Consider the following 16,426-nt stretch of genomic DNA (forward strand, 5'->3'; position numbering starts at 1 on the left):
TGTTCACCCCCAGATGTTTTCGATGGAGTAAGTGTGGACTCAATCCGTCTGGGATCATAGAGGGTGAAAATTGACTCCTCTGTTCAAAAAATATGAACAAGCCCAGAGGAGTCTGTGCAGGCTATTTGGCGAGGGTTATCGTGGCAGGCGTTGCCTGTTCAAAGGCGCGTTCGAGGATCTCCAGGTTGGTAAGAACTTCAGATTCCTTGACGTAATTAGGCGTACCGGTGGTCAGCGTCTGGTACAGCGCGTCATACACGCGACCGTAATCCCCCACTTCCGGCTTTACCTCTTCTTTTACCGTGATGCCGTCATCGTTGACGTACTCTAGCATCCCAATGGAATCATCAGCAGCGAAACCTGGCTCACCCGGCATGATATTGGCCTTCAGGCTGGTTTCCTGCTGGTCGATGCCGTACTTCACAAACGAGCCTTTGGTGCCATGGACGATAAACTTCGGATAGTCGATTTTCACCAGATGACTGGTTTTAACAATGGCTTTCAGGTCGCCGTAAAACAGCTGCGCTTCAAAGGTATCGTCCGGGTTCGCTTTGTTGCGCAGGCTGCGGATGTCATAGGCCACATGATCGGGACGTCCGAACAGCGAGATAATCTGATCCATGGTGTGTACGCCCAGACCATAAAACGCGCCGTCCTGCGGCAGTCCCGGCTTGGTTTCTGCTTCAGGACGGTAGTAATCGAAATGGCTTTCAACCTCAACAATCTTGCCGAGCTTGCCGCTCTCAATGGCTTTTTTCGCGGTGAGGAAGCAGGAGTCAAAACGGCGATTCTGATACGGCGTAACGGTCAGTCCTTTGCTTCGCGCCAGTTCGAACAGCTCTTTTGCTTGCGCAAGCGTCGGCGTGAAGGGTTTCTCAACCAGCACATTTTTACCCGCTTCCAGCGCGCGTTTAGCATATTCAAAATGGCTATCAGCATGGGTACAGACGATCACCAGTTTCACCTGCGGATCGTTTAAGATCTCGTCGAGGTCGCTGGTGAAGTGAATATGCGAATACTGCGGCGCCTGCTCTTCCGGCCTGGCGTTGCGGCGGAAAATGTGCGCGACGTGCCAGCTATTTTTGCGGTTTAGGACGTACGGCAAATGGTAGCGGGTGGTGCTTTTACCAAAACCAATAAATGCGCAGTGTAAGGTCATGAGACGATCCTTTTGAAGGTGATTGTCTACACCATAGCGCAAAGCGGCTGGAGACTGAATCCATCCTGTCATCGTGCCGGATGCGGCGTTGCCTTATCCGGCCTACCGCATTATACAGCCAAAAGATCGGGCGTAAGTGGCGTAGGCAGATTATTCACGGCCTGCGCGCAGCAACCGGAGCGTACACAGAGTACGTGAGGATTGCGAGCACAGCCCGGGATTAAGCTGGCAAGCAAACTAGCCCGAAACCCAGCCAAAAAAAAAAGCCAGCAAAAGCTGGCTAAAGTAATACTGGAAGCAATGTGAGCAATGTCGTGCTTTCAGGTTCTCCGTAGGGGTTCCCCTGAACGCAGAGCAATAATAATCATTCTCATTCGCACTTGTCTACTTCTTTTTGCAAAAAAATGCAGTTGACGGATTTTTCTTTCTCAGCGAGTGTAAATGCACAATTAACCCTGCAGGAGATAAGGAATGAGTGAGATAGTGATACGCCACGCTGAACCGAAAGATTACGACGCAATTCGTCAGATCCACGCCCAGCCGGAGGTGTACCACAACACGCTACAGGTTCCTCATCCTTCTCTCGAAATGTGGCAAGCGCGGCTAACCGAGCAAGCCGGTGTCAAACAGCTGGTTGCCTGCATTGATGATATCGTCGTGGGGCACCTCTGTATTGAGGTCGCGCAGCGCCCGCGCCGCAGCCACGTGGCCGATTTTGGTATCTGCGTGGATGGCAGGTGGCACAATCGTGGCGTTGCCAGCGCGCTGATTCGTACGATGATCGACATGTGCGACAACTGGCTGCGCGTCGAGCGCATTGAGCTGACAGTATTTGTTGATAATGAGCCTGCTGTAGCAGTCTATAAGAAGTACGGCTTTGAAATCGAAGGCACCGGTAAGAAATACGGCCTGCGCAACGGTGAGTATGTTGATGCCTACTTTATGGCGCGCGTGAAATAAATTTAAGGGCGAGCCTTATCGCCCTGCTTATTGAAAGGACGCAATAGTGAAAAAGTTTCTTCCCCTGGTTTTGCTGGCCTCGCTCTCCCCTGCTTTTGCCACTACCGTACAAAATCTCGATTCCGTAGCCAGTGCCATCCAACATCCTGAAGGTAAACAGATTTTTGCTGAGCAAATGGCAGGAGCAACCCCTGCGAAAGGATTTGGTGAGCTTCCTCAGGGCTTATCTGAAAAGCAGTGGATTGCCTGGGTTGCACCGAATGAAGATCCTGACAACCTGATCCTGACCGGTGCTAAATCTTGGGGAAAAGACGGTAAATATATTGGCATTGCTTGTTTTGCCGATAATAAGGCTGACGCCGAGCAAGCAAAAAAATACGCGGATAACACCTGCCCGGAAAACTACAGCAACGGGCGCGCTAATAAATTATATCTCGGCGTTTTTTCCTGGCAGAATCCACAGCTAACGCCGATTGCACGCTCGGAAAAACCGTTAAACCAGCTCTCAGAGTGGAATAAAGCCGCTGAAAAAGAGAGCGATGATGAGTCCGTCAGACCGCTGGCTTATTATACAAAGCTGGATCTGGCACCGTACCGGATAGCACCCGATACCCTGGCATTCGGGGTGCGGGGTGGATACTCTGATGCGTATTCCGGCGGCGGCGCATTTTATGAAGTGCTGGAACTCTACACCATCAAAGACAGCAAGATAATCAACGTGTTTTCTGACCTTGTTTATTACTATTCGGACATTGCTGGAGACTGGAATAAAGACGGCACAAGGCAGCACGACATCAGCGAAAGTAAGTACATTCTCAAAATGCGCTCGGCAAAGACGCACGGATTTTATGACTTAGAGCGCGTTAGCCTACAGGATAAAAGCAGCCAAATATTCCGCTGGTCCGAATCACTGCAGCGATATGCGCCATAACCTACCGGTCAGGCCTACATCGTTCAGAACGCTGTAGGCCGTTGATATGGATTAATAAACATCAATAAAAATCCCATCAATAATCCTCCATTATAAAATAAATAAAAATTACGCCCTTAGCTATTTATATTCAGATTCCCCTCAAGAAAATTCATTTAAAGTGAAACGTTTTATTTCTGCTATATACGAACGCCATCAGAAAGCGTAATAAAAACAAAAATCAATTTACCGTTTTTATGACAGTAAGTAATAAAAGGATATGGATGTCATGAGTGATATCGTCTATCTGATGGTTTCAGGGCAGCAGCAGGGTGCTATTTCTGACGGATGTGGAACCGTTGCATCTGTGGGTAACCGCTGGCAATCAGGGCACGAAGACGAGATTTTTGCTTTTTCGCTCTCTAATAGTATAACCAGTACTGGCAGAGGTTCACATTTTCACGGACTGCAATTTTGCAAACTGATAGATAAAAGCACCCCATTGTTTGTAAACGCTATTAACAACAACGAGCAGTTGTATATGGAGTTTTATTTCTACCGCATCAATAGGTTCGGTAGATGGGAGAAATATTATTATATTCAACTGCGGGGAGCATTTCTATCAGCCATTCAACACCAATTCATCGAGAATAATTTAGACACAGAAACAATAACCATCAACTATGAATATATCCTCTGCAAACATCTTATTGCCAACACTGAGTTCAGCTACCTGGCGTTGCCCGAAAACTACAACCGCCTGTTTATCCCCCGACCAAAAACCCCCGCAGACAACGGCCTCAAAACGTTAAACAGCAAAGGGGTTGGCAGATTGCTTGCTGCCGGAGGGATCTACAACGGCAATATCGACAGTTTCAGGGAAACGGCGAAAAAGCTGGGTGGCGATGCTCCTGCGGGTTACGAGCAGGTTATGGATAACAAAGGATTGCTGATTCTTGGTGCTTCAGTAGCTGCAGGCTTAACTATGGGAAGGATGAAATTTCCTGAATTAGAAGAACTGGAGCAGTTTGGAGCGAAAGGAACTTATACATCAAGGCCATTTGATCCAGATAAAGCGGGAGGCCCTGTTGAACATCTTACAACTGAAGGCGTAAATATTACCCATGAAGGAATTGCAATTGTAGAAAAACACATATCTCGCTTCGATCCAGATCCTGGTAATGAATTTATGGTAAGCCGTTTAAAAAAGATAGCGAACGGTGAATTGTTACCAGAACAAGTGGATTTAAACTACTACACTCATGAATGTCGAGAGTATCAACGTTATTGCAATTTAGGTTGGGAAACTGGCAGGCCAAGCGATAACCAAGAGGCTTATGATCTATGGAATAACACGCATACATCAACACTCGAAGATTATAGAATAACTGGTAATGACCTTTATCACCCGGATGCACCATCATGGTAAACGATACTGAACTTAACATATTGAAATTATTAGCTTCCAGAGATGACGTAAATTGGACCTGGTATAATCTTGATCGCGCAATGACCAGTAGGAGAATGGATGGAGTTGGTAACGTAGTTAGGCTCATAAATAACCTATCCAAAGCGGGTTTAGTCGATATAGTAGCAAGAACCCCCTCAGGAATGGATTATTATCGCGTATCCGCCCAAGGCCATAAGTTGCTAATCGAAATTGACCGGTATCACCAAGACCATTCACTATAGTAAAAAATATTTGTCAAGCCCTCTCCCATCGAAGAGGGCCGTCATCCTTAGTACCCCGCCGTTAAGTCATCCACGGAACGCGGGTCAGAAGCACCATACAGTGCGCCATCCGGTCCAACCATAATGCTCTGCGTGCTGCCCATCGCCTCTTTCAGCGCTACTTTCTGTCCTTTTTGCTCCAGCAGCTTGATTGTATCCGGGCTGAAGCCCTTCTCGATGCGCAGTTCATCCGGCAACCATTGATGATGGAAGCGCGGTGCGTTGGTCGCTTCGGCGACGTTCATCCCAAAATCAATGCTGTTGACAACCATTTGCAGTACGGTAGTGATGATTCGGCTTCCACCTGGGCTGCCGGTAACCAGCCAGGTTTTCCCGTCTTTTACCACGATAGTCGGCGACATCGACGACAGCGGACGCTTCTTCGGTCCAACCGCGTTGGCATCACCGCCCACCAGTCCATAAACGTTCGGCACGCCTGGCTTAGCGGAGAAATCATCCATTTCGTTATTCAGCAGAATACCGGTGTTACCCGCCACGATGCCGGTCCCGAAGGTGGTATTCAGGGTATACGTTACCGCCACGGCATTGCCGTCTTTATCCACTACCGAGAAGTGCGTAGTCTGGTTGCTTTCATACGGGGCGAGCTTGCCAGGTTTGATCTGGCTGGAGGGCTTAGCCTTGTTGATATCAATCTGATCGGCAAGCGTTTTAGCATAAGCTTTGTTGGTCAGCGCTTGCCACGGCACTTTCACAAAATCCGGGTCGCCCAGATATTCTGAACGGTCGGCGTAAGCATATTTCTCCGCTTCAGCCATAACCTGCATAGCATCGGCGCTGCCAAACCCGTACTTCTTCATATCGAAGTTTTCGAGAATATTGAGGATCTGCACGATGTGAATACCGCCAGAGGACGGCGGCGGCATGGAGAAGACCTGATACCCGCGATAGTCACCGCTGATCGGCGTGCGCTCCACGGCTTTATAGCTGGCTAAATCCTCTTTGGTCATCAGCCCGCCGTTCTTCTGCATTTCCCCGGCTATCTGATCTGCAATCGCCCCTTTATAAAACGCATCCGGACCATTCTCGGCAATCATTTCCAGACTTTTCGCCAGATTCTTTTGCACCAGCTTATCGCCCTTTTTCAGCGGCTCGCCGTCCTTCCAGAAAATGGCTTTGCTGTTCTCGTGATTAGGGAGCACCTCGCTGCCATAGGTTTTCAGATCGTCGGCCAGCGCGTCATTAACCACAAAGCCCTCTTCCGCCAGCTTCATCGCCGGGCGCACCACTTTGTTCAGCGGCATCGTGCCGTATTTCTCCAGCGCCAGCGAGAAACCCGCCACTGTACCCGGCGTACCGGATGCCAGATGCGACGTCAGTGACTTTTTCGCATCGGCGTTGCCCTGCTCATCGAGGAACATGTCACGGGTCGCGCCAGCAGGCGCCATTTCACGAAAATCGATCGCGGTAGTGTTACCGTCTTTGGTACGCAGCAGCATAAAACCACCGCCGCCCAGATTGCCCGCCTGGGGATGCGTCACCGCCAGCGCATAGCCAACGGCCACGGCGGCATCAACGGCATTCCCACCCTGTTTAAGAATGTCCACACCAACCTGGGTAGCTAAAGCATCCACAGAGGCCACCATTCCGTGCTTAGCGCGTACGGGATGGAACACATCTTCCTCGACTCCGTAAGATACCGGCGGTGGCGCAGCCGGCGCGGCAGCAACGCTAAAACAACTTCCTGAGAGCAGAGCAGCAATGGCTACCCGGCGTAAAAACGTCGGTTTTATCATCGTTATTCTCCAGATGTATGGGGGTCGGCCCCCACTAAGCCTGGTGCATAACTCTGAAATAATCATCGTAACGGCGAGAAAGGAGTAAACTTAAGAGATCCCCGAGAGGAGAAAAGCGATGAAACGACTCTTACTTTTAGCCATGCTGTTGCCGTTTGCAGGCTTTGCACAGCCCATCAACACCATGAATAACCCGAACCAACCCGGTTATCAGATCCCGAGTCAGCAGCGTATGCAAACCCAAATGCAAACGCAGCAAATTCAGCAGAAAGGGATGCTCAACCAACAGTTGCAAACGCAGACGCGTATGCAGCAACAGCATCTGGAAAACCAAATTAACACCAACTCCCAGCGGGTCCTTCAGTCTCAGCCAGGCGAGTTGAATCCCAGCCAGCAGCAAATGCTGCCCAACAGCAACGGTGGGATGTTGAGTGGAACCCGTAACCCGGACAGCTCTCTGAATAAGCAACATATGCTGTCAGAGAAAAAGAACGGCGACATGCTGAAGCCCTCCAGCACGCCGCAGCCTAACGTTCCGTTAAAAACGATTGGGCCTTAAAAAGGTTGGAAATCCGGACCAATCGTATCAATGGCATCGGTACAGATGCAGTCCACGCCCCAGCGCAGCAGTTCCGCCGCGCGCTGGGGTCGGTTGACGGTATATACCAGAATACGTAGCCCCGCATCACGCAGCGCATCCACACGCGCTTCATCCAGCAGTTTGTGATTAAGATGAATAGAGACGCAGCCAAGCCGCATGGTCAGCTCGCGCCAGTCCTCGCGCCATTCATCAAGCAGCAAGCCTCTCGGCAGTTCAGGTACCGCCAGCTGCGCCGCTTCAAGTGCATCAATTTCAAAGGATGACAATAGTGGCGGCGTCATTCCCGCCCACAGCTCCCGCGCGGCCAGCGCCACGACTTTGCCAGTTAACGTTCCGGTGCCGGTTGTGGGTTTAATTTCAATATTCGCCATCATACCGTGCTGACGGCAGCGCTCGGCCACTTGCGAGAGCAGCGGCAGCGGTTCACCTTTAAACTCACCGCTAAACCAGCCGCCGGCGTCCACGCGCAATAAATCCTGCCAGTTCAGCTCGCCTGCCACGCCCCAGCCGTTGCTGGTTCGCTCCAGGTTGTCATCATGCAGTAAGAAGATCTCACCGTCTTTCGACAATTTAGCGTCAAACTCGATCATGGTATGCCCGTATCGCGCCCCCACGTCGATCGCCGCCAGGGTGTTTTCCGGGGCCAGCTTACCGCCGCCACGATGGGCGACAATATGGGGGTAAGGCCAGTTACTCATACGCGTTGTCCTGTTTCGCCATCAAAAAGATGCAGATGATTTTCCGGCAGATGCAGCCACAGCGTGCTGCCTGCCGTTGGGCGATGCTGATGCGCCAGTCGCACCACCAGCTTTTGCTCGCCCCAGCGTCCGTGTGCCAGGTTATCTGCGCCCAGCATTTCCAGTGTATCAACAACCAACGGCACGCCGCCTTCGGCCTGCGAGCTTAGCGCAATATGCTCTGGGCGGATACCCAACGTCATTTTACGCCCAATAGACTCTCTCGCGCTTCTGCCGATGGGTAGCGTCATGCCGCCCTCCAGTTCAAAATGGGTGCCCGAGGTACTGATGCACCCGTCCAGCAGGTTCATCGCCGGGCTGCCGATAAAACTCGCCACAAAGCGGCTGGCAGGCTTTTCATACACCTCAACCGGTGTACCTATCTGCTCGGCAATGCCTTTGTTCATCACCATCACCCGTTGGGCAAGGGTCATCGCTTCAACCTGGTCGTGCGTCACGTATAGCGAAGTGGTTTTCAGGCGGCGATGCAGATGTTGTAACTCCAGACGCATCTGCACGCGCAGCTTGGCATCGAGGTTAGAAAGCGGCTCATCGAACAGGAATACCGCTGGGTCACGCACAATCGCTCGCCCCATCGCTACGCGCTGGCGCTGACCGCCAGAAAGTTCGCGCGGACGACGTTTGAGCAGCTCACCCAGCTCGAGAATACGCGCCGCCTCATTTACCCGTTCAGCAATGTGCTCCTTGCCCATCCCGCGGATTTTCAGCCCCCAGGCCATGTTTTCTTCCACGCTCATATGCGGGTAGAGCGCGTAGTTTTGAAAGACCATCGCAATGCCGCGATCCTTCGGCTCCATCTCGGTGACGCGTTTATTATCAATCCAGATATCGCCACCGCTCACCCGCTCCAGCCCAGCCACCATCCGCAGCAGCGTAGACTTTCCGCAGCCGGATGGGCCAACCATCACGATAAATTCCCCGTCCGCGACGTCCAGCGTCAGCGGTTTAATCACCTGGGTTTTGCCGTCCCAGCTTTTGGTTACTGCCTGTAGTTTTAAACCAGCCATTTTTATTTCTCACTATCGACCAGACCGCGTACGAAGGCACGCTGCATGGCTAACACGATGATTACCGGAGGGATAAGCGTCAGCAGCATGGCTGCCATTACCTGATTCCATTGGGTGGTGCCTTCACCAGTGGCAATCATGCCTTTGATACCCGCCACCGCAGTGCCCAAATTGACGTCGGTAATAATTAACAACGGCCACAAATACTGGTTCCAGCCGTAGATAAAGGTGATAACGAACAGCGCCGCCAGATTGGTTTTTGACAGTGGTAGTACGATATCGCGGAAAAAACGCATCGGTGACGCACCGTCAATTCGCGCGGCCTCAACCAGCTCATCCGGCAGGGTCATAAAGAACTGTCGGAACAGGAAGGTCGCAGTCGCCGATGCCATCAACGGCAGCGTCAGACCCGCATAGCTGTCGAGCATTTTCAGGTTGGCGATAACCTCCACGGTGGGGAAGATTCGCACCTCAACCGGCAGCATCAGGGTGATAAAAATCATCCAGAAGAACAGGTTGCGCAGCGGAAAACGGAACCAGACGATGGCGAATGCGGAGAGCATGGAGACGGTGATTTTCCCTACCGTAATACTGAACGCCATGATGAAACTGTTAAGCATCATCAACCAGAACGGCGCGCTGTTGACGCCCACACCGTTGACCCAGATGTATTTCATGTTCTCCAGCAACTGCGTGCCGGGAACCAGCGTCATCGGCGTTTCAAACACCGCTTTGTTGTCCAGCGTCGCCGCGACAAACGCGACGTACAGCGGAAACAGGATCACCATGATCCCCATAATCAACATGGCATGGCTGAATATTGTCAGCCCACGACGGTTCTCAATCATTGGTAACGCACCTTACTTTCCACATAGCGGAACTGCACCACCGTCAAAATAATGACCAGGAACATCAGCACCACCGATTGTGCGGCGGAAGAAGCCAGATCCAACCCGACAAACCCTTCACGGTAGATCTTATAAATCAGCGTGGTCGTCGCCTGCACCGGCCCACCCGCCGTGGCGGCATCAATAACCGGGAAGGTATCAAAGAAGGCATAAACCAGATTCACCACCAGCAGAAAGAAGCTGACCGGGGCTATCAGCGGCAGCGCCAGCTTAAAGAAGCGGCGAACCGGCCCTGCGCCATCAATCGCAGCGGCTTCGATCAGCGATCGCGGGATAGACTGCAGTGCGGCAAAGAAGAACAGGAAGTTGTAACTAATCTGCTTCCAGACCGACGCGAACACCACCAGGAACATCGCCTGACCGCTGTTTTGCGCATGGTTCCAGTCATAGCCAAACTCACCGAGAAAATGGGTAATCAGCCCGCGACCTGGGTTAAACAGGAAGATCCACAATACGGCGGCGACGGCGGGCGCGACGGCGTATGGCAACAGCATCAGCGTCTGGTAAAAACGGCTGCCGCGCACCACGTAATTCACCAGCGCCGCAAAAAATAACGACACCAGCAGACCACTTACCGTGACTAACGTACTGAACTTAATGGTGGTCCAAAATGAGTCGAGGTAGTACGGGTCATGAAACAGCGCGACAAAGTTTTCCAGTCCGACAAACTGGCTGGAAAGACCAAACGGATCAACGGATTGTAGCGAGTACCACAACGCTTCACCGGCGGGCCAGATAAAGAAAATAACGGTGATAACCAGCTGCGGAGCCACCAATAAATAGGGAAGCCAACGCGAGCGGAATACCGGACGGGATGAAGACATGTAGATTCTTTTCCTGGAAGGTGCCGGATGGCGGTGCAAGCACCTTACCCGGCCTACAAACTACAAACTTGTAGGCCTGATAAGCACAGCGCCATCAGGCACTTATACACTTAAGACTTGGTCGATTGCTCAAAGCGGCGCAGTAACTGATTGCCACGCTCAACGGCGGCATCCAGTGCCTGCTGCGGGGTTTTCTTCCCAGTCCAGACGCTTTCCAGCTCTTCATCCACAATAGTGCGGATCTGCGGCATATTGCCCAAACGCAGCCCTTTGGTGAACGGCAACGGCGGCTTGTTCAGCATCTGGCGGGTGGCGATATCAGCCCCAGGGTTCTTCTCATAGAAGCCCTGTTCACGGGTCAGGTCGTAGGCAGCGGTGGTGATCGGTAGATAGCCGGTCTTCTGGTGCCATTCAGCAGCAATTTCAGGCTTCGCCAGGAAGTTGAGGAACTGCGCCACGCCTTCGTAGGTTGCTTTGTCTTTACCCTGCATCACCCACAGGCTGGCCCCACCGATAATCGCATTCTGCGGCGCGCCCTTCACGTCGGCATCGTACGGCATCATCCCGACGCCATAATTGAATTTAGCGTAGTGGCGGATATCGGCCAGCGAACCGGAAGAGGCGGTGGTAATGGCACAATCCCCGTTGTAGAACTTCTCAGTGGATTCGTCCTTACGCCCGAAGTAGCTGAAATCACCTTTTTTGTTCAACTCTTCCAGCAGAGCGATGTGTTTCACCTGTTCCGGTTTATTGAACTCCAGCACCGCGTCGGTACCGTCAAAGCCATTGTTTTTGGTTGCTACCGGCAGACCGTTCCAGGCGCTGAAGTTTTCAATCTGAATCCATCCCTGCCAGCCGCTGGCGTAACCGCACTTCATGCCTGCGGCTTTCAGCTTCGCGGTGTACTCCGCCAGATCCTGCCAGGTTTTCGGCGGCTGCTCCGGGTCTAAACCGGCTTTTTTGAAGGCATCTTTGTTGTAGTACAGCACCGGAGTGGAGCTGTTAAACGGCTGGGAGAGCAAGTGTCCGCTTTTAGAGTCGGTGTAGTAACCGGAAACGGTCGGTACGAACTGAGACTCATCGAAGTTAATGCCAGCCTCTTTGAATACTTCATAGACCGGTTTAATGGCTTTTGAGGCCATCATGGTTGCCGTACCCACTTCATAAACCTGCAGCAGCGCAGGCGCGTTTCCGGTACGGAAAGCAGCAATTCCTGCACTCAGGCTCTGCTCGTAGTTGCCTTTGTACTGCGGAACAATTTTGTAGTCGGGATTGGCTGCATTAAAACGTTGCGCCAGTGAATCAACTTCTTTACCCAGTTCGCCTTCCATTGAGTGCCAGAACGGGATAGTGGTGACCGCCAGTGCCTGACCTGCAAATGCCAGGCTAAGTGCCAGTCCTAAAGCTGTATGTCGTAACGATATCATCGGTTATCTCTCTTGTTGTGCCGGATGCGCGATATCACGCGTTTTATGCTCGCGGGGGTAACATGACATGCTCGAATGACAGAAAAATAACTTTTTTATTACAAAAAAAAGATAGTAAGGCGACAAACAGATGGCAAGGCGGTGAAAGCGTAGTGACAGGAAAATGCGGGGTGGTGCACAACAAAGCCGGATATCGCTATACCTTCTCCGGCCTGGATGGCGTTATCTGCTGCTCCAGCAAGGAAGATTAATCCCGACGCCAGCGTCGCTCATATTCATTCTGTAAACGCTGCTGCTCTCGCCGCTCACGTTCACGTTGGATATCCGATTTATCATCATCCCAGCCTGGGCATACCGAGCTGGTAAACACTTCGCAGGGCGAGTCGGATTGCGCTAACGGGTTGTCCGGTTTCTCTTCCCAGATAGCGGGATCGCGCGGGTCAAACGCTGGCGGTGTTGAGGCCTGGGTGGTTAGTGAAAGCGTCAAAAACAAACTGCCAATCATCATGCAGGTACCTGAACGAATCATCCTTTCTCCATGTTCATTTTTATTATTGATAACTATTCTCAATAATAACATAGAGCAATAAAAAGGGGCCACAGCGGGCCCCTTGTCTATTCAGAGAATAATTAACCGCCCAGATACGCGCTACGCACCGCTTCGTTAGCCAGTAACGCATCACCGGTGTCTTCCAGCACCACATGACCGTTTTCCAGCACGTAGCCGCGATCGGCGAGCTTCAGCGCCTGGTTAGCGTTCTGTTCGACGAGGAAGATGGTCATCCCCTGCTCGCGCAGCTGTTCGATGGTGTTAAAAATCTGCTGGATGATAATCGGCGCCAGACCCAGCGACGGTTCATCAAGCAGCAGCAGCCTCGGCTGGCTCATCAGCGCACGGCCTATCGCCAGCATCTGCTGTTCACCGCCGGACATCGTTCCCGCACGCTGAATACGACGCTCATGCAGACGGGGAAACAGGTCATACACCCATTTGATGCGTTCCTGAAACTGGTCCTTTTCGGCAAAGAAGCCACCCATCGCCAGGTTCTCTTCCACCGTCATGCGGGAAAACACGCGACGCCCTTCCGGCACAATCGCTACCGCTTCGCGCATGATTTTCGCCGTCTGCCAGTCGGTAATGTCTTTACCATCAAAGACGATTCGCCCGCTGGTCGCTCGCGGGTCGCCACACAATGTGCCGAGCAGCGTGGTTTTTCCCGCGCCGTTAGCACCAATCAGAGTAACGATTTCACCCTGGTTGATATACAAGCTGACGTCGTGCAGCGCCTGTATCTTGCCGTAGTGGGCGTTGACTTTGTCGAACGATAACATCGCCTTATCCATATTAATCCTCGCCCCCATTATGCTTCACCTAAATAGGCGCGGATAACATCCGGGTTATTACGAATCTGTTCCGGCGTCCCATTTGCCAGCGGCGTGCCCTGGTTCACCACGTAAATACGGTCGGAAATCCCCATCACCAGCTTCATGTCGTGCTCAATCAACAAAATGGTGGTGTTGTGATGGTTACGCAGTTCAGCAATCAGCTCGTCCAGCTCTTTGGTCTCTTTCGGGTTGAGTCCAGCAGCGGGTTCGTCGAGCATCAGGATTTCCGGCTGGGTCACCATGCAGCGGGCAATTTCCAGACGGCGCTGATCGCCATAGGCCAGGTTACTGGCCTGACGGTTGGCATGCTCCAGCAAGCCAATACGATCCAGCCAGGTAGCGGCGCGATCCAACGCTTCACTCTGCGCGCGACGGAACGACGGGGTTTTCAACAGGCCGGAGAAAACACCAGTTTTCAGTTGCTGATGTTGCGCCACCAGCAGGTTTTCAATCACCGTCATTTCGCGAAACAGACGCACGTGCTGGAAAGTACGTACCACGCCCATACGCGCGATTTGCTGACCCGGCAGCCCTTCCAGGTGCTGGTCACGCAGCTTAATCGTCCCGCCGGTCGGCTTATAAAAACCGGTCAGACAGTTAAAGACCGTGGTTTTCCCCGCACCGTTCGGGCCGATTAACGAGACAATCTCCTGCGGTCGCAGTTCCAGTTCAACGTTGTTTACCGCCAGCAGACCGCCGAAGCGCATCATCAGGCCGTTAACGGATAATAATGGCTGACTCATGCCTGCTCTCCTTTTGCTTCCCCGTTTTTCAGCTTCAACTGTGGACGGGTCATCGGCAACAAGCCCTGCGGACGCCAGATCATCATCAGTACCATTAAACCACCCAGCATTAACATGCTGTATTCGTTGAAATCACGCATCAGCTCGCGTGACACCACCAGCAGGATAGCTGCGAGGATCACCGCAAACTGTGAGCCCATTCCGCCCAGTACCACAATCGCCAGCACAAAGGCCGACTCGGCAAAGGTGAAGGATTCCGGGCTGACGAAGCCCTGGCGCGCGGCAAACAGCGTACCGGCAAAACCGGCAAACGCGGCGCTGATGGTAAAGGCTGTCAGCTTGATGCGCGTAGGGTTTAAGCCCAGAGAACGACAGGCAATTTCATCTTCACGCAGCGCTTCCCACGCACGACCCAGCGGCATACGCAGCAAACGGTTGATAACAAACAGCGAGAAGACCACCAGCAGCAGCGCCACCAGATAGAGGAAAATGACGCGGTCAGACGGATCGTACTTGACGTTAAAGAAGTTGCTGAAGGTATCCCAGCCGCCTTCACGGGCGGTACGGCTGAACTCCAGACCGAAAAAGGTCGGTTTCGGGATCTGGCTAATACCGTTTGGACCGCCGGTTACTTCGGTGTTGTTGAGCAGCAGGATGCGGACGATTTCGCCGAAGCCTAAGGTCACAATCGCCAGATAATCACCGCGCAGGCGCAGTACCGGGAAGCCGAGCAGGAAGCCCGCAGCAGCGGAAACCAGTCCCGCCAGCGGCAGGCAGGTCCAGAAGCCCAGACCGTAGTAATGGTTCAGCAGCGCGAAGGTGTAAGCGCCGATGGCATAGAAGCCGCCGTAGCCCAGCACCAGCAGGCCGGAAAGCCCCACCACCACGTTTAAGCCGAGGCCGAGGATGATATAAATCATCGTCAGCGTGGCGATATCCACCGTACCGCGTGACACCATAAACGGCCACGCCACGGCAATCACCAGCAGCGCCACCAGGAACAGTTTCTGTTTAACGGTGGAGCCGTCAATCGCCGGCAGAATAAATTTCGGTCCGGAGACGCTCTTCAGGCCTTTCTGGAAGGCTGGACGCAGCAGTTGGAAAAGAAAGACCACGCCAGTGCCGATAAATACCCACTGCCAGCGGATATCCGCGGCGGTATCGACCACCAGCTTGGTACCGTCCAGCTCTAACTGAACGCCCATAAAGACGCCCGCCAGGACGAAGAACATAGCGGCAGAGAGCAGCGCCATTGCAAAATGCATCGGTTTCATACTTTCTCTACCTCCGGGCGACCCAGAATACCGGTCGGCATCACCAGCAGCACCAGAATCAGCAGCGCGAATGAAACAACGTCTTTGTATTCAGTACTCAGATAAGCAGAGGAGAGCGCTTCCGCAACGCCCAGAATCAGGCCGCCGATCATCGCCCCTGGAATGCTGCCGATGCCCCCCAGTACCGCCGCGGTAAAGGCCTTCATCCCGGCCATAAAGCCGATGTATGGGTTAATTACGCCATAGAACTGACCGAGCAGCACGCCCGCAACCGCCGCCATTGCCGCACCAATCACAAAGGTCAGCGCAATCACGCGATCGGTATTGATGCCGAGCAGGCTGGCCATCTTCAGGTCTTCTGCACAGGCACGGCAGGCGCGGCCCATACGGGAGTAACGGATAAACAGCGTCAGCGCCAGCATTGCCAGGAAGGTTACGATCCAGATAACCAACTGCATGGTGGTGATGGAAGCAGAGAAGTTATCGCTACTGCCGACAGTCCACTGGCCATTAAACAGGCTGGGCAGCGCCACGTCGCGCGAACCTTCCGTCAGGCTGACGTAGTTTTGCAGGAAGATGGACATCCCGATAGCGGAAATCAGCGCGATCAGGCGCTTGGAGCTGCGCACGGGCCGATACGCCACGCGTTCAATGCTCCAGCCGTAGGCGCTGGCAATCACAATCGCGCCGACGAAGCCCGCCGCGACCAGTAGCCAGCTGGAATCGATGCCCATCATCATTAGCGCAGCGATGATCATAAAGGAGACATAGCTGCCGATCATATACACCTCGCCGTGGGCGAAGTTGATCATGCCGATAATGCCGTACACCATCGTGTAACCGATGGCGATCAGCGCGTAGGTGCTTCCCAGCGTGACGCCGTTAAACATCTGCTGCAAGAAATAGAGGAACTGCTCGGACATAAGGTAACCTTTTTAAACCCGCCCGTTTTGCACGGGCGGTGGGATAACTCGTCTTCAGGTA

Annotated in this window: 16 protein-coding genes; 4 read left to right on the plus strand and 12 right to left on the minus strand. The window is 52.8% G+C overall.

Annotated features, from left to right (window positions below):
- Positions 1-121: 121 nt before the first annotated feature.
- Positions 122-1,159: an oxidoreductase gene (locus tag OGX90_RS16730; RefSeq protein ID WP_071446689.1), complete on the minus strand. Its 1,038-nt coding sequence runs from the start codon at positions 1,157-1,159 to the stop codon at positions 122-124.
- Between the two features lie 471 nt (positions 1,160-1,630).
- Here OGX90_RS16730 and yhhY point away from each other — a divergent pair, with 471 nt between their 5' ends.
- The 3 genes from yhhY to tssD all read left to right on the plus strand — a co-directional run bounded on the left by yhhY (position 1,631) and on the right by tssD (position 4,458).
- Positions 1,631-2,119, plus strand: a complete 489-nt coding sequence (gene yhhY / locus OGX90_RS16735; protein WP_008786353.1) for an N-acetyltransferase — start codon at positions 1,631-1,633, stop codon at positions 2,117-2,119.
- A gap of 46 nt (positions 2,120-2,165) precedes the next feature.
- Positions 2,166-3,050, plus strand: a complete 885-nt coding sequence (locus OGX90_RS16740) for a hypothetical protein (protein ID WP_048236954.1) — start codon at positions 2,166-2,168, stop codon at positions 3,048-3,050.
- 268 nt (positions 3,051-3,318) lie between these two features.
- Positions 3,319-4,458 (plus strand): type VI secretion system tube protein TssD, encoded by a 1,140-nt coding sequence (gene tssD / locus OGX90_RS16745; protein WP_286624337.1) that lies wholly within the window; start codon positions 3,319-3,321, stop codon positions 4,456-4,458.
- Positions 4,459-4,768: 310 nt separating this feature from the next.
- Here tssD and ggt read toward each other — a convergent pair whose 3' ends face one another.
- On the minus strand, positions 4,769-6,514 hold the full coding sequence (gene ggt, locus OGX90_RS16750) for a gamma-glutamyltransferase (RefSeq protein WP_048215387.1): 1,746 nt from the start codon (positions 6,512-6,514) through the stop codon (positions 4,769-4,771).
- 118 nt (positions 6,515-6,632) lie between these two features.
- Between ggt and OGX90_RS16755 the strand changes: the two genes are divergently transcribed.
- Positions 6,633-7,073: a DUF2756 family protein gene (locus OGX90_RS16755; protein WP_048215386.1), complete on the plus strand. Its 441-nt coding sequence runs from the start codon at positions 6,633-6,635 to the stop codon at positions 7,071-7,073.
- Here the strand turns inward: OGX90_RS16755 and ugpQ are convergent.
- From ugpQ to livH, 10 genes are all read right to left on the minus strand, one after another.
- Positions 7,070-7,813, minus strand: a complete 744-nt coding sequence (gene ugpQ, locus OGX90_RS16760) for a glycerophosphodiester phosphodiesterase (protein ID WP_286624340.1) — start codon at positions 7,811-7,813, stop codon at positions 7,070-7,072. The genes OGX90_RS16755 and ugpQ overlap by 4 nt on opposite strands.
- Positions 7,810-8,880, minus strand: a complete 1,071-nt coding sequence (locus tag OGX90_RS16765) for a sn-glycerol-3-phosphate import ATP-binding protein UgpC (protein WP_008786359.1) — start codon at positions 8,878-8,880, stop codon at positions 7,810-7,812. Before OGX90_RS16765 ends, ugpQ begins: the two co-directional genes overlap by 4 nt.
- A 2-nt stretch (positions 8,881-8,882) precedes the next feature.
- Positions 8,883-9,728, minus strand: coding sequence for a sn-glycerol-3-phosphate ABC transporter permease UgpE (gene ugpE / locus OGX90_RS16770; RefSeq protein WP_003023450.1), 846 nt, complete (start codon positions 9,726-9,728; stop codon positions 8,883-8,885).
- Positions 9,725-10,612, minus strand: a complete 888-nt coding sequence (gene ugpA / locus OGX90_RS16775; protein WP_003837841.1) for a sn-glycerol-3-phosphate ABC transporter permease UgpA — start codon at positions 10,610-10,612, stop codon at positions 9,725-9,727. Before ugpA ends, ugpE begins: the two co-directional genes overlap by 4 nt.
- A 110-nt stretch (positions 10,613-10,722) precedes the next feature.
- Positions 10,723-12,039 (minus strand): sn-glycerol-3-phosphate ABC transporter substrate-binding protein UgpB, encoded by a 1,317-nt coding sequence (ugpB, locus tag OGX90_RS16780; RefSeq protein WP_003827583.1) that lies wholly within the window; start codon positions 12,037-12,039, stop codon positions 10,723-10,725.
- A 247-nt stretch (positions 12,040-12,286) separates the two neighbouring features.
- Complete coding sequence (locus OGX90_RS16785; RefSeq protein WP_003827582.1) at positions 12,287-12,568, minus strand: hypothetical protein; 282 nt, start codon at positions 12,566-12,568, stop codon at positions 12,287-12,289.
- 101 nt (positions 12,569-12,669) lie between these two features.
- Positions 12,670-13,383, minus strand: coding sequence for a high-affinity branched-chain amino acid ABC transporter ATP-binding protein LivF (livF, locus tag OGX90_RS16790; RefSeq protein WP_003827581.1), 714 nt, complete (start codon positions 13,381-13,383; stop codon positions 12,670-12,672).
- 17 nt (positions 13,384-13,400) lie between these two features.
- The gene (gene livG, locus OGX90_RS16795) at positions 13,401-14,168 is read right to left on the minus strand and encodes a high-affinity branched-chain amino acid ABC transporter ATP-binding protein LivG (protein ID WP_103284621.1); all 768 of its coding nucleotides are present in this window, start codon (positions 14,166-14,168) and stop codon (positions 13,401-13,403) included.
- On the minus strand, positions 14,165-15,442 hold the full coding sequence (gene livM, locus OGX90_RS16800) for a branched chain amino acid ABC transporter permease LivM (protein WP_048215381.1): 1,278 nt from the start codon (positions 15,440-15,442) through the stop codon (positions 14,165-14,167). The genes livG and livM overlap by 4 nt, the downstream gene beginning before the upstream one ends.
- Positions 15,439-16,365 carry a high-affinity branched-chain amino acid ABC transporter permease LivH gene (livH, locus tag OGX90_RS16805; RefSeq protein WP_003827575.1) on the minus strand — a complete coding sequence of 309 codons (927 nt, stop codon included), beginning with the start codon at positions 16,363-16,365 and terminating at the stop codon, positions 15,439-15,441. The genes livM and livH overlap by 4 nt, the downstream gene beginning before the upstream one ends.
- Positions 16,366-16,426 lie beyond the last annotated feature (61 nt).

Source organism: Citrobacter sp. Cpo012, assembly GCF_030333015.1.
GTDB classification, from domain to species: Bacteria; Pseudomonadota; Gammaproteobacteria; order Enterobacterales; family Enterobacteriaceae; genus Citrobacter; species Citrobacter portucalensis.

What these genes read in the sequence shown, in the direction of transcription:
- OGX90_RS16765 (WP_008786359.1), bottom strand. Translation starts at nt 8,880, where the DNA reads ATGGCTGGTTTAAAACTACAGGCAGTAACCAAAAGCTGGGACGGCAAA.
- OGX90_RS16755 (WP_048215386.1), top strand. Translation starts at nt 6,633, where the DNA reads ATGAAACGACTCTTACTTTTAGCCATGCTGTTGCCGTTTGCAGGCTTT.
- livF (WP_003827581.1), bottom strand. Translation starts at nt 13,383, where the DNA reads ATGGATAAGGCGATGTTATCGTTCGACAAAGTCAACGCCCACTACGGC.
- ggt (WP_048215387.1), bottom strand. Translation starts at nt 6,514, where the DNA reads ATGATAAAACCGACGTTTTTACGCCGGGTAGCCATTGCTGCTCTGCTC.
- livM (WP_048215381.1), bottom strand. Translation starts at nt 15,442, where the DNA reads ATGAAACCGATGCATTTTGCAATGGCGCTGCTCTCTGCCGCTATGTTC.
- OGX90_RS16730 (WP_071446689.1), bottom strand. Translation starts at nt 1,159, where the DNA reads ATGACCTTACACTGCGCATTTATTGGTTTTGGTAAAAGCACCACCCGC.
- yhhY (WP_008786353.1), top strand. Translation starts at nt 1,631, where the DNA reads ATGAGTGAGATAGTGATACGCCACGCTGAACCGAAAGATTACGACGCA.
- ugpQ (WP_286624340.1), bottom strand. Translation starts at nt 7,813, where the DNA reads ATGAGTAACTGGCCTTACCCCCATATTGTCGCCCATCGTGGCGGCGGT.
- ugpA (WP_003837841.1), bottom strand. Translation starts at nt 10,612, where the DNA reads ATGTCTTCATCCCGTCCGGTATTCCGCTCGCGTTGGCTTCCCTATTTA.
- ugpE (WP_003023450.1), bottom strand. Translation starts at nt 9,728, where the DNA reads ATGATTGAGAACCGTCGTGGGCTGACAATATTCAGCCATGCCATGTTG.
- ugpB (WP_003827583.1), bottom strand. Translation starts at nt 12,039, where the DNA reads ATGATATCGTTACGACATACAGCTTTAGGACTGGCACTTAGCCTGGCA.
- livH (WP_003827575.1), bottom strand. Translation starts at nt 16,365, where the DNA reads ATGTCCGAGCAGTTCCTCTATTTCTTGCAGCAGATGTTTAACGGCGTC.
- livG (WP_103284621.1), bottom strand. Translation starts at nt 14,168, where the DNA reads ATGAGTCAGCCATTATTATCCGTTAACGGCCTGATGATGCGCTTCGGC.
- OGX90_RS16785 (WP_003827582.1), bottom strand. Translation starts at nt 12,568, where the DNA reads ATGATTCGTTCAGGTACCTGCATGATGATTGGCAGTTTGTTTTTGACG.
- tssD (WP_286624337.1), top strand. Translation starts at nt 3,319, where the DNA reads ATGAGTGATATCGTCTATCTGATGGTTTCAGGGCAGCAGCAGGGTGCT.